General features: G+C 53.0%; 13 protein-coding genes and 1 other RNA gene. 5 read left to right on the forward strand and 9 right to left on the reverse strand.

From position 1 onward, the window contains the following. The 8 genes from tyrS to AB3175_RS11285 all read right to left on the reverse strand — a co-directional run. A partial coding sequence (tyrS, locus tag AB3175_RS11250) for a tyrosine--tRNA ligase (RefSeq protein ID WP_367361037.1) occupies positions 1-420 on the reverse strand: 420 nt, incomplete at its 3' end. A gap of 68 nt (positions 421-488) precedes the next feature. Then, positions 489-1,280 carry a TIGR00282 family metallophosphoesterase gene (locus AB3175_RS11255; protein WP_367361038.1) on the reverse strand — a complete coding sequence of 264 codons (792 nt, stop codon included), beginning with the start codon at positions 1,278-1,280 and terminating at the stop codon, positions 489-491. Between the two features lie 94 nt (positions 1,281-1,374). After that, on the reverse strand, positions 1,375-2,937 hold the full coding sequence (gene rny / locus AB3175_RS11260; protein WP_367361039.1) for a ribonuclease Y: 1,563 nt from the start codon (positions 2,935-2,937) through the stop codon (positions 1,375-1,377). A 226-nt stretch (positions 2,938-3,163) separates the two neighbouring features. Continuing rightward, a non-coding RNA gene (gene ssrS, locus AB3175_RS11265) (6S RNA) lies at positions 3,164-3,361 on the reverse strand. A 4-nt stretch (positions 3,362-3,365) separates the two neighbouring features. Continuing rightward, entirely contained in the window at positions 3,366-3,647 is a 282-nt protein-coding gene (locus AB3175_RS11270; protein WP_367361040.1) for a cell division protein ZapA, read from the reverse strand. Between the two features lie 24 nt (positions 3,648-3,671). Beyond that, complete coding sequence (gene zapB, locus AB3175_RS11275; RefSeq protein ID WP_367361041.1) at positions 3,672-3,902, reverse strand: cell division protein ZapB; 231 nt, start codon at positions 3,900-3,902, stop codon at positions 3,672-3,674. A gap of 181 nt (positions 3,903-4,083) precedes the next feature. Further along, positions 4,084-5,115 carry a tRNA dihydrouridine synthase DusB gene (dusB, locus tag AB3175_RS11280; RefSeq protein WP_367361042.1) on the reverse strand — a complete coding sequence of 344 codons (1,032 nt, stop codon included), beginning with the start codon at positions 5,113-5,115 and terminating at the stop codon, positions 4,084-4,086. A 14-nt stretch (positions 5,116-5,129) separates the two neighbouring features. Further along, positions 5,130-5,909 (reverse strand): NTP transferase domain-containing protein, encoded by a 780-nt coding sequence (locus AB3175_RS11285; protein WP_367361043.1) that lies wholly within the window; start codon positions 5,907-5,909, stop codon positions 5,130-5,132. A gap of 217 nt (positions 5,910-6,126) precedes the next feature. On the opposite strand from AB3175_RS11285, the gene purD reads away from it, so the two are divergent. The 5 genes from purD to AB3175_RS11310 all read left to right on the forward strand — a co-directional run bounded on the left by purD (position 6,127) and on the right by AB3175_RS11310 (position 11,633). Further along, positions 6,127-7,458 (forward strand): phosphoribosylamine--glycine ligase, encoded by a 1,332-nt coding sequence (gene purD / locus AB3175_RS11290; RefSeq protein WP_367361044.1) that lies wholly within the window; start codon positions 6,127-6,129, stop codon positions 7,456-7,458. 15 nt (positions 7,459-7,473) lie between these two features. Then, on the forward strand, positions 7,474-9,045 hold the full coding sequence (purH, locus tag AB3175_RS11295) for a bifunctional phosphoribosylaminoimidazolecarboxamide formyltransferase/IMP cyclohydrolase (protein WP_367361107.1): 1,572 nt from the start codon (positions 7,474-7,476) through the stop codon (positions 9,043-9,045). Positions 9,046-9,217: 172 nt separating this feature from the next. Beyond that, positions 9,218-9,730 (forward strand): 5-(carboxyamino)imidazole ribonucleotide mutase, encoded by a 513-nt coding sequence (purE, locus tag AB3175_RS11300; RefSeq protein ID WP_367361045.1) that lies wholly within the window; start codon positions 9,218-9,220, stop codon positions 9,728-9,730. Then, positions 9,727-10,380, forward strand: coding sequence for an L-threonylcarbamoyladenylate synthase (locus tag AB3175_RS11305; protein WP_367361046.1), 654 nt, complete (start codon positions 9,727-9,729; stop codon positions 10,378-10,380). The genes purE and AB3175_RS11305 overlap by 4 nt, the downstream gene beginning before the upstream one ends. 77 nt (positions 10,381-10,457) lie before the next feature. Then, positions 10,458-11,633, forward strand: coding sequence for a hypothetical protein (locus AB3175_RS11310; RefSeq protein ID WP_367361047.1), 1,176 nt, complete (start codon positions 10,458-10,460; stop codon positions 11,631-11,633). Between the two features lie 89 nt (positions 11,634-11,722). Here the strand turns inward: AB3175_RS11310 and prxU are convergent, their stop codons facing one another. Further along, a complete protein-coding gene (gene prxU / locus AB3175_RS11315) occupies positions 11,723-12,445 on the reverse strand; it encodes a thioredoxin-dependent peroxiredoxin (RefSeq protein WP_367361048.1) in 723 nt (240 codons plus the stop codon). Positions 12,446-12,630: the final 185 nt, after the last annotated feature.

The raw sequence follows: 12,630 nt of genomic DNA on the forward strand, positions 1-12,630 counted from the left end.
GTGGCGTCCAATATCGCGCAGGAAGGAAATGTAATTCAATTTCGTCAGCCAGTCCGCGTTATTGAGCATTAATGCCTTTCGATCCTCAAAATCCAGGTACCTGCTGAATTGCCTTCGCAGACACTGAGCATTGAAGTCAATGGTTTCTCTCGACAAAACCTGGCGCATTTCGGTTTTTCCGCTAGGATCTCCAATCAGAGCCGTCCCCGCACCGACAAGGGCAATTGGGACGTGGCCGTTCTTCTGCAGATGAACAAGGGCCATGATAGGCACAAGACTCCCAATATGCAAGCTTGTTGCGGTTGGATCAAAACCAATATAGCACGTAAGGGGATGCTCAAGGGCTTTTCTTACTTCATCTTCATCGGTTACCTGCTCTATAAAGCCTCTTTCCAGAAAAACATCATATACGTTTTTCAAGTTCTAAGTCTCCTCCAGGATATTCTAACGTCGGAATCTCGAAATCCTCTCTCCAGGATCATGAAGCATCATGAATTCAGACGAACACTGAGGCGCTGGATTCTCGAACATTTACCATCCTTCTCATCAACGTCCAGCACAACCCCCTGCAATCGGATATCCCCTTTTGCAATATCGAATCTATTGGGAATCTGAAACAGAAATTTGTCTATCACGACTTCCTTTTTGACGCCGATCACAGAATCGAAAGGTCCCGTCATTCCCGCATCGCTGATGTAGGCGGTTCCTCCCGGCAGTATCTCGTCGTCCGCCGTCTGGACATGGGTATGGGTTCCCAGCACCGCGCTCACCCGACCGTCTAAAAACCACCCCAGCGCCTTTTTTTCCGATGTCGCCTCGGCATGCATATCGACAATGATGATCTTCGTCATTCCGGAAAAGGCGACCAATTCCCTTTCCGCCGTTCGGAAGGGGCAATCGATGGGCTGCATGAAAACCCTCCCTGCGAGATTTAAGACCCCAACCGAGATGCCGGATTCCATTTTTACAAGAACATGCCCCCATCCTGGAGTTCCTTCAGGATAGTTTGCCGGCCGGAGCAGGGTTTCGTAATCTTCAACAAAGTCACGAATCTCCTTTTTGTCCCAGACATGATTGCCCGAGGTCAGGACATCGATGGAACCCTGGTACAGCTCATCCACAATTTCCCGGGTAATTCCAAACCCGGCGGCCGCATTCTCGCAGTTCGCAATAACGAAATCAACTCCGTAGGAGGTGATCATATCGGGAAGAAGCTCCCGGATGGCTCTTCTTCCCGGCTTGCCGACAATATCTCCGATAAAAAGGATTCTCATTCCCATGACCTTCAGCACTGATGCACGGAGGCTGACGATTCGTTCCCGCTGTCAACGGGAAATGGAAATCCGCGAAGCCCGCCCGCCGTTCAGATGCTCATTATTTTGCAAAATCAGACACTCGCGTTTCCCTGATGACCGTCACCTTAATCTGGCCTGGATACGTCAATTCCGATTCAATTTTATGGACAATGTCCTTACAGAGCATAACCGCATCATTGTCGGATATTTTTTCGCTTCCGACAAGAATACGGATTTCTCTCCCGGCTTGAATGGCATAGCATTTTTCAACGCCGCTGAACGAATTGGCGATATTTTCCAATTCCTCCAATCGCTTCACGTAGGTTTCCAGCATTTCCCTCCGGGCCCCCGGTCGTGCGGCCGACAGGGTATCTGCAGCCTGCACCAAAACTCCCAGCAGGGTGTTCGTCCGGCTGTCGTCATGGTGAGCGGCAATGGCCTGAACAATGCGGGGCGATTCGCCAAAACGCTTCGCATAGTCCGCGCCGATGGCCGCATGGGTTCCTTCTATCTTGTGATCCACGGCCTTGCCGATATCATGAAGCAGACCAGCCCGTTTTGCCTCTTTAATGTTCATTTTCAGTTCCGCTGCCATCATGCCGGTCAGATGGGCAACATCAATAGAGTGCTGAAGAACATTTTGAGAAAAACTCGTCCGATATTTCAAGCTTCCAAGAAGATTGATTATTTCGGGATGTATATCGTGCACCCCCACGTCAAAGGAAACCCTCTCCCCCGTTTCTTTGATGATATTGTCAACTTCCAGCCGAACTTTCTTGACGATATCCTCGATTCTTCCCGGATGAATCCTACCGTCTGTAATGAGCCTCTCCAGGGATATCTTCGCCACCTCTCTCCTTATGGGATCAAAGCTGGAAAGCACAACAGCCTCCGGCGTATCATCCACGATCAAATCGATGCCCGTGGCGGCCTCAATGGCCCGGATATTCCGGCCTTCCCTTCCGATAATGCGCCCCTTCATTTCATCGCTTGGAAGATTTACCACCGATACCGTATTTTCAGCAACATAATCACCGGCATATCGCTGCACGGCATACGCGATGATTTCTCGCGACTTCTTGTCCGCATCCCGCTTGGCATCTTCTTCTATTTTCCGGATCAATATGGCGGCATCGCGCTTTGCGGACGCCTCCATGGACTGCGTCAGCAGTTCTTTCGCCTCTTCCGAGGTAATGCCGGCAATCTGCTCCAGCTTGTTCTGCTGTTCCTCGATCAGCCTGTTGAGCTTTTCATGCTTCTCATTAATCTGACTCTCTTTTGAAAGGAGCGCCTTTTCCCTCCCCTCTATACCACTTTCCCTCTGGGAGAGCGTATCGATCCGCTTATCGAGACTTTCCTCCTTTGAGCGAATCCTCCTCTCCAGATTGTCCAGGTCCTGCTTGGTTTCCCTTGTTTCCTTCTCGAAATCCCCTTTCAGTCGAAGAAGATTCTCTTTTGTCTGGAGCACGGCCTCTTTTTTTATGGTTTCAGCTTCTTTTTTCGCTTCGTCAATAATCCTCACGGCCAGATGTTCCGATGACTCCAGCCGTTTTTGAGAAAGCCGGAATTTTAAAAAATAACCGATGGCCAATCCAATGGCAATCAATCCGAATATCGTCAATGCGATTATAGTATTGTTCAACAACACCTTTTACCTCCTCACTTGCCTGTCGAGCATCCAGAAGACATCCTGCCGGGCACCTAAAAGATATTTCTTTTAATATTCATTCACTTACACATGAATGAACGCAGGCAGACTACCTTAAGGACGATTTCTGGTGGTTAAGAGAAACAAAAATCGGATGGCGGGATTTGTTGAGGAGACTTTAGAGATACATCTCTAGCGGAACGTTGCTTATCCAGAAAAAGTAACCCCCGCATATGCCGTGTTAACGCCCCTTTTGAACCGAGGTTCAAAGTGGGTACCTTATTATTTGCTTTAGGCTTCCTGACGCCCGCTGGTCGCGGGACCGGTCAAGCTAGCGCACGGCAAACAAGGGAAGGTTCCCGTTTACTTGGTGTTGGCTCAAAAAGAAGATAGCTAATCACGCACATCGCAGGGGAACTTTTTTATCTTATCTCATCAATGAGGTTTATCAAATTTTGTGCCTGTCTGTCTATTTGACTGAAAATCTCTCCATTGTCCCCATGAAGAAGCTTCATATATTCATCTGCGATATTCAGAGCAACGAGGATGGCTATATTCAACGTGCTGGTGTTCGGAGATTTGTTTTCCAATTCCATCACTTTGTGATTGATATAGTCCATGACGTTCTTGACATGCTCATCCCCTGAATCACTCAAAACGGTAAATTCCTGGCCCAGAATCTTGATGTAATAATCCTTTTTCATGCACAACCTTATCTATATGACAGCCTACTCGTGCACGCTAACATCGGAAAGCAGTTCCAAGAGAGAATCTACCTTTACGCGAATCGCTACTCTTTCCTCATCAAATTCCTTTATCTTAGCGCTCAGCTCTTCCAACTCCACCGTTTTATTTCTCAACGATTCCTCTAATTCAAGATTCCTCTTCTTTAGCAAAGCATGTTCCCGGGCCAGACCTTTTATCTTTTCTTCCAATTCCTTCAGTATTAATAATTCCACAACTCACCCCGTTAATGTTAGCCCCTGCCTGGAGAGTCCCTCCAGGTTTCTTGAAAAATATCCCGGGGCAGTATTTTTTGTATCGCCCTTACAGCTTTGCGGAAGAATCTTTCTCTATCATTACACTCCCGTTAATTTATTTGGCAAAAATATTACAATACACGCCCTAAATGTCAAGGTCTTATTTGAAAGCCTCACGGGTGCGATCCGGCATCTCCAAAGAATCGAAAAAACGTTCGATTTCCCCCAGCACGGAATCCTTGTCGCTCACGGTTGTTGCCTTTGCCCGGAAAGCCGCCCCGCCTCTCAACTTTTTCGTATACCAGAGAAGGTGTTTTCGAAACCGGACAACCGCACCGTCGCCGCCCTCAAAAACGGATTCCATCTCCAAGTGCCTTAAAATCATTTTCTTACGCTCCATGAGAGAGGGTCTGGCATCGCCTGACGCCGCGCCCGGAAGCGAAAGAGCCTCCTTGAAGATCCAGGGGTTGCCCAGCGCTCCCCTCCCAATCATGACCCCGTCACAGCCCGTCGTTACGATCATGTTCCGCGCATCATCACCTGTTTTGACATCCCCGTTTCCGATGACGCTAATGCCGACAGAATTCTTGACCTCCTCAATGATTCGCCAGTCAGCCGATCCGCTGAATCCCTGGGCCGCCGTCCTGGCATGAACAATGACGGCATCCGCTCCCTGTTGCTCTGCTATGTCAGCGATCAGAACAGCGTTTATATTTTGACTGCTCCAGCCGGAACGAATCTTGACGGTTAAGGGCTTTCGAGTCGCCCTTCTCACCGCCCAGAGGATCCGCTCAACCCGATCGGGATCTTTCAGCAGGGCGGCGCCGGCGCCATTTTTGACCACCTTTTTGACCGGGCAGCCCATATTGATGTCAATGAGGTCCGCCCCCTGCTCGTCAGCAATCTGCACGGCCTCGGCCAGGATGGCCGGATCACTTCCAAAGATCTGAACCCCCAACGGCCTGTCCTCGTCGTGGAAGACCAGATACCGGCGGCTTTTGTCATTCCCGCAAACAAGGCCGTTGGCGCTGATCATCTCCGTATAGGCCAGGCCACACCCCGCTTCCCGCATCATCATCCGGAAAGGCGCATTGGAAATTCCGGCCAGGGGAGCCAAAATCATATTATTCTGTATCTTTAGAGAACCCAGGGAAAGGCTGTGCACGACCTGCCCTGCATCGATTTTATTCATAGAATCCGAATATCTTATGGCTCTTTTCCCCGGGAGATTCCCGCCATGTGATCTTCGGCCCGCCGAAGGTCCTCAGGGGTGTTGATGCCCAGGATTTCTTGAACATTCTCCACCTTCACCGCCCTGACGGGAAGGTTTCTCCTGCAGGCGATTTCAATAATATCGGTTAAATAGTATTCCTTCTGGGCATTGTCATCTTTTATTTCCCCCACCGCCTGCAGCAGGAATGAACTTTCAACGCAATAGATCCCTGAATTGAATTCCTTGATCTTCTTTTCCTCTTCAGATGCATCCTTCTCTTCTACAATCTTCAGAACGTCTCCCCCGGACGTTTTCACAATGCGTCCATAGCCGAAGGGGTCATCCAGCATGGCGGTAAGAACGGTGACAACGGATTGTTCCCTGGCATGAGACTCAAGAAGGTGGCTTACCGTCTCCGCGGAAAGAAGAGGAACGTCTCCACAGAGAATCAGAATGTCGCCGGAGAAATCTTCAAGGGGCCCCCGGGCCTGCATCACGGCATGCCCGGTCCCCAGCTGTTCACGCTGCTCCACAAAGATCAGGTCCTCGTCCCTGAAATTTGCCTTGACAACATCCGCCTGGTGGCCGACAACGATGATGATTTTTTCCGCCAGGGCGTTCCTGGCAATCTCAATCGAGAAGGACAGCATGGGCCGCCCATGAACGCAATGCAGCACTTTAGCCTTCTCGGATTTCATGCGAGTCCCCTTGCCTGCGGCAAGAATGATCACTCCGAGACGGTTATTCCTGATCTGGCCATTGGATGTATTCATACGGTTCTCTTTCGTTAGAATATGGTTTTCATTAAAGATGACGAACCATTCCGGCAGGATCTGCATCTATCAATTTGCATGCCCTCTGTCAAGCGAAGCCGGAAGAAGTCTGGCAGCAAATCCGCCGCCTTCAGATTTGATTGACTCCGGATGGTTTTTTCGCTATTTATGCCTGCCGCCTGAAATTTGAGGGAAGGCGATGCAGGAGGTCGAATAAATGAAGAATATCCTGTTGATAGGCAATGGGGCAAGAGAACATGTCCTTGCGGAGACGATTGCGCGGTCTCTCCGCGCTCCTCGGCTCTTTTCCTACATGAAAACGAATAATCCTGGAATCTCCTCCTTTTCAGAACAGATTCAGCTGGGCAGATATGACGATCTTGAGGCCATCGGGGAATTTGCAAAGGCCTGTGCCGCCGATCTTGCCGTCATCGGACCCGAAGACCCGTTAAACGAAGGGGTGGTCGATTACCTGGCCTCACGGGGAATTTCCTGTGTCGGCCCCCGGAAAAGCCTGGCCCGGCTGGAGACATCGAAGTCCTTCACCCGGAATCTCCTCGAGAAGTACAATGTTCCGGGAAACATCACCTTTAAAGCCTTCTCGTCCATGGAAGGCATGGAAGCCTTTCTCGAGAAGCTGGACGGAATCGTTCTCAAACCCGATGGATTGACCGGCGGCAAAGGGGTCCTCGTACAGGGGGAACATTTCGAATCTCGAAGCGAGGCTCTGAAGGCCTGCAGGGAAATCCTCAAAACCCATCCGTCAGTAACCATCGAAGAAAAGCTGGAGGGGGAGGAATTTTCTCTCCAGTGCCTCTGCGACGGAAAAACCGTCGTGGCTACGCCACCGGTCCAGGACCACAAGCGTCGCTTTGTCGATGACCAGGGCCCCAACACGGGCGGGATGGGATCCTATTCCTTTGAAAATCACCTTCTGCCTTTTCTATCGGAAAAGGATATCGCGGCGGGATTGTCCATTACCCAGTCCGTAGCCGAAGCCCTTTACCGGGAAACCGGCTGTTACTATAAGGGTGTGATGTACGGGGGATTCATGATTACCCGATCCGGGGTGAAACTTCTCGAATACAACGCCCGGTTCGGCGATCCTGAAGCCATGAATATCCTGCCGCTTTTAAAAACAGACTTTCTCGATCTCTGCACGGCCATCACCGAGGGGACGCTGGGGAGCCTTCCTATCGAATTTGAAAAGAAAGCCACCGTGTGCAAGTACATTGTCCCCAAGGCTTACGGTCTGCCTGCAGATGACGGCGATGCAGGCTCCACCTCCTCCCGGATAGAGATCGGAGATGTGGGGGCAGCCCGCTTGTACTATTCCTCCGTCGATCAGAAGGCAGATGGGCTTTATATGACCTCTTCACGGGCAATTGGTGTCGTCGGGATTGCCGATCGCATCGATGCAGCGGAAACAATTGCGGAAAAAGCTGTAACAGCCATAAAAGGCCCTGTGGACCATCGCCCGGATATCGGAACCTGGCCTCTTCTTGAAAAGAGAATCCGCCATATGGAGGATATGAAGAGGAAAACATAAAGAAGGAGAAAAATGATGAATTTTAATCAAATAAAGCGGGTCCTTATCAGTGTGACTGACAAGGCGGGGATTGTTGAATTTGCCAGAGGTCTGGTCAGCTACGGGGTGGAGATCCTCTCAACGGGCGGAACGGCGGCACAGCTGAGACAAAGCGGCCTGTCCGTCCGGGATGTTTCCGACTATACGGGCTTTCCTGAAATGATGGACGGAAGGCTCAAAACGCTCCATCCCAAAATCCATGGGGGACTTCTGGCGCTCAGGGATCAGGAAAGCCATCAGGAGGCTGCCAAAAGCCATGGAATTGACATGATCGACATGGTGGTCATCAATCTATACCGCTTTGAAGACACGGTGTCCCGAGAAGGGTGCTCCCTTGAAGAAGCCATCGAGAACATTGACATTGGTGGCCCGACGATGCTCAGGGCCGCCGCGAAAAATTACCGCTTTGTCAGTGTTGTGACGGACCCGTCGGATTACGACCGGATCCTTGAAGAGATGAAGGGGCATGACGGACGGATCTCCGAGGCGACCAATTTCGACCTGTCTGTAAAAACCTTCCAGCTGACGGCCAGATACGATGCAGCCATTTCCAACTACCTGGGGAAGCTGACGCCTTACGGCAGCGCGCCCAAGGAATTTCCCGACACCATGACGGTGCAGTTCGAGAAAGCCCAGGACCTTCGCTATGGTGAAAATCCCCATCAGCGGGCCATCTTCTATCGGGAGCATCGTCCTTTTCCGGCCTCGATCGCCAATGCCCGCCAGCTTCATGGAAAGGAGTTGTCCTATAACAACATCATGGACAGTGATGCGGCATGGAACATGGTTTCCGATTTCTCCCTGCCCGCCGCCGTGATCATGAAGCACGCCAACCCCTGCGGAGCGGCCACCACGTCGAAAGATCTCGCCGACGCCTATCAGAAAGCCATGGCAACGGATCCCATCTCCGCCTTCGGCGGCATTGTGGCCCTCAATCGAACGGTTGACAGCGCAACAGCGGAGGAGATCCTCAAGACGTTTCTGGAAGTCGTTATTGCACCCGGCTTTGACGAGAATGCCCTGGATCTATTAAAGGCGAAACAGAACTTGAGGATGCTGCAAATCCCCAGCGAATTCACGGCAGGATCTTTGGGATACGATTTTCGGCGGGTCGTCGGCGGCCTGCTCGTTCAGGAAAGGGACCGCGATCCCTTCGATGTCCGGAAAGCCAGGGTCGTCACCAGGCGGACCCCGACGGAGGAAGAATACCAGGCGCTGGATTTTGCCTGGAGGGTCGTCAAGCATGTCAAATCCAACGCCATCGTTTTTACGACCAAGGATCAGCTGGTCGGAGTCGGCGCCGGGCAGATGAGCCGTGTGGATTCCGTCAAAATTGCCATGATGAAGGCCATGCTGCCGACGAAAGGATGCGTGCTCGGCTCCGACGCCTTCTTCCCCTTCCGTGACGGAGTAGACATGGCCGCAGAAGCCGGCATCACGGCCATCATTCAACCCGGCGGCTCCATGCGGGATGAGGAGGCCATTCAGGCTGCCGATGAGCACGGAATGGCCATGATCTTTACCGGTACCCGCCATTTCAAGCACTGATAGGCGGTCCGCGCGGATTCTCATGCGGCAGGCAGTCCTGAAATGTTCCGCCTGCCGCATGACTCTTCTTTCACCTTCTTGATTCTCTCTGTTATCGGCTGTATACTACAGCCCGTATTTTCGCTTTGATCCGTTTTTCACCCCATTTATTCCGGAGCAGGAGAACCCTTTAATGAACAAGAGCAACGATATTGTCAGCGTCGTGATGGGCAGCGATTCCGATTATCCCGTCATGGAAGAAGCGGTTAAAATTCTCGATGCATTTTCCATCGCCAATGAGGTATTTCTAACCTCGGCGCACCGCTCCCCGACGAGAACATCCGATTTCGCCCGGAAGGCGGCCCAGCGAAACGTCAAGGCCATCATTGTCGGGGCAGGCGCCGCAGCACATCTGGCCGGTGTCATCGCCTCGCAGACCCCCCTGCCTGTCATCGGGGTGCCCATCGATGCAACGGCACTTCACGGCCTGGATGCCCTGCTGTCCACGGTGCAGATGCCGGGTGGCGTCCCCGTTGCAACCATGGCCGTCGGAAAAGCAGGGGCAAAGAACGCCGCACTGCTTGCTGTCCGAATTCTATCGCTCAATGATGAAGAGCTCCGGCAGAGGCTTCTCACTTATATCGACACGATGTCCCAGGAAGTTGAAAAGAGGCAGGAAGACCTTCTTCAAAAAATCCGCGCATGAGTTCAACACCGGTGATAACGATCGATCCCGGGAATCCTGACCCCTCCCTGATTCAAGAAGCCGCCGGACTTCTGAGGCAGGGACGGATTCTGGCCTATCCCACGGAAACCTTTTATGGCCTGGGAGCAGACGCAGGAAATGAAGCCGCCATTGAAAAACTTTTCGGCATCAAGGGCAGGAGTTTCAGTAATCCGATTCCGATTCTCATGGGAGCAGAAGACGAACTGGACAGCCTGGTAGAGGAGGTCCCGGAAACAGCGCGAAGGCTCATGGGCGCATTCTGGCCCGGCCCCCTGACGCTGGTGTTTCGGGCGGCTCCATCCCTGTCCCCGCGGCTGACGGCACACACCGGACTGATCGGCATTCGGATATCCAGCCATCCCATCGCCCGGAGTCTGGCCCAGGCCCTTGGAGCGCCCCTGACAACCACGAGCGCCAATTTGTCCGGAGGGAAGGAGTGCGTGACCGCTCAGGAGGTCGCCCGGACAATCGGCTCACTTCTCGACGGCATCGTTGACGGGGGCAGAACCCCCGGGCTGGCAGGATCCACGGTTGTCAACGTGGCTGAAGATCCACCGCAGCTCCTTCGAGTCGGCATGATTCCGGAAGGTGAAATCACCAAAGTCCTGAGGGGACGCGCTCTGAAGTAACCCCTTTGGAGCTGTGACATACCGGTTATTTCGTTTTTGAAAACATTGAAGAGTATTCAGATTTCAGGGAGGTTGCCGTGCCATCCGGAAAAACCACGCCATCGGAAACGTACAGCCCGCTCTATTTTCTTGCTTCACTCGGTACGGGCGGACTGACGGTCACATTCTTCATGTGGCTGATGCACTGGACCCCGCATCCCGGCCGCACAGTGCCTGTATTCGAGGATCTGGTCGCCCTTTTTTCCGCCGGCGAGACCGCTGCTCGGGCGGTGATCATCGCGGCGGTTACCGGTATCGCCTTTTATGCCTTCCTCAATCTCAAGTATCTGATCTGGAACCTGATCCGCTTTCAAACCTGGAAAAAGTCCGAGGCTTATGGCAGACTCCGCAGCTCCAACGCGGAAACCCAACTGCTGGCTATGCCGCTGGCCCTCGCAATGAGCGTCAACGTCATCTTCATCCTTGGGATGGTCTTTGTCCCCGGACTCTGGAGCGTGGTGGAGTATCTCTTCCCCCTGGCAATCGCCGCCTTCCTTATGATCGGACTGATGGCCTTCCGCATGCTGGGAGCATTCTTCGGTCGGGTGCTGACGGTTGGCGGATTCAGCTGCGCGGTCAACAACTCCTTTGCCCAGGCACTTCCAGCCTTTGCCCTGGCCATGATCGGCGTGGGGCTGGCCGCACCTGCCGGGATGTCAGCTACCCCTCTGGTGGCTGGTCTCGGGCTGGTCCTTTCAACCTTTTTCCTGATCGCTACGCTCCTCATCGGAGGCATCGCACTGGTTCTGGGCATCCGCTCGATGATGGAAAACGGCGCCAATATTGAAACCGCACCGACACTGTCGGTATTCATCCCCCTGCTGACGATTATCGGCATCCTGTCTCTGCGCCAGAGCCACGGACTCGGCGAGCATTTTGAACTGGCCAGCGGCGGCGGCAACCGATTGATGATGCTTTCACAGTTTCTTTCAGCCCAGTTACTCTTTGCGCTGCTGACAGGAGCGGTTCTGAGGCGCCTTGGCTATGCAGGGAAGTTTATTTTCGGAAGGGAAACATCGGTAGGCTCCTACGCCCTGGTCTGCCCTGGGGTGGCACTGGCGGTGATGACCCATTTCTGGCTCAACCGGGGCATGGTGGATGCCGGGCTGATCGCCAAGTTTTCCACGGGCTACTGGGTCATCTCAGCCTTGGCCGTGGCAATCCAGCTCGGAACGATGGGGCTGGTCCATATCCTGAACCGCAAGCACTTCTGAGGATTCCAGGCAAGGAAGACTGCCTCATGCCGTCGACCGCCCCAATGCACCGGCACCGAAGGCTGGTCGACGGACATGAGCTGGAATGGCTAATCTTTTTCCATGGAGGTTTTCCAGACCTCCCAGACCTTGCCGACGAGGTCCGGACCGGGCTTGAGCGTGATCTTGCCGGGCTTCCAGCCTGACGGAGTCGCCTCCGCCCCCTCCGTTGCCCGGACATGTTGAAAGGCCTGGATCTGGCGGAGGTTTTCCGCTACCAGGCGCCCAACAGGAGGCGTGAGCACTTCATAGGCCTGAATCACGCCATCGGGATCAATGATAAACCGGCCCCGGTTTTCAACTCCAGCCTCCTCGTCGTAAACACCGTATGCCATTCCCAACTTTCCACCTCCATCGGAAAGCATGGGGAAAGGAACACCACCGGGAACCATTTTCGCCAGCTCGTAGTCGTTCCACATCTTGTGGACAAAGACGCTGTCGACACTGATGGAAAAGACCTCGGCTCCAAGCTTTTGAAATTCCGCATAATGATCGGCGACCGCCGAAATTTCGGTCGCTCAAACGAATGTAAAGTCTCCCGGATAGAAGCAGAGGACCACCCACTTGCCAAGAGAATCTGAAAGTTTTACCGAAGTAAACTCCCCCTTGTGATACGCGGGGGCAACGAAATCCGGCGCCGGTCTTCCTACCTGAATCATCTTCTTCACCTCCTGGGACGGCTGCGCCCCCTTTGTCTCCGCTACTGTTTCCTTAGACTGTCCGACCAACCCGCCCGTGGGGCGGGCGCATCCTACTTTGGCCTTTTCCGCCATCTCAAACCTCCTTTCTCCAATGGTGATCTCCCCTATCTCCATCTCATGAACCGCTCAAAAACACTCCTTGCTTCACATTTTTCGGCTTTGGCGGTCGCAACGCATCAGGGAACGTGGGGTAGAAAGGATCCCCCTTTGACACAACAAGGCGGGCTCCTGGGTTAACCGCTTTATTCAGGATGGAA

The sequence above is a fragment of the Syntrophus sp. (in: bacteria) genome (genome assembly GCF_040768185.1).
In the GTDB taxonomy this organism is placed as follows: Bacteria; Desulfobacterota; Syntrophia; order Syntrophales; family Syntrophaceae; genus Syntrophus; species Syntrophus buswellii.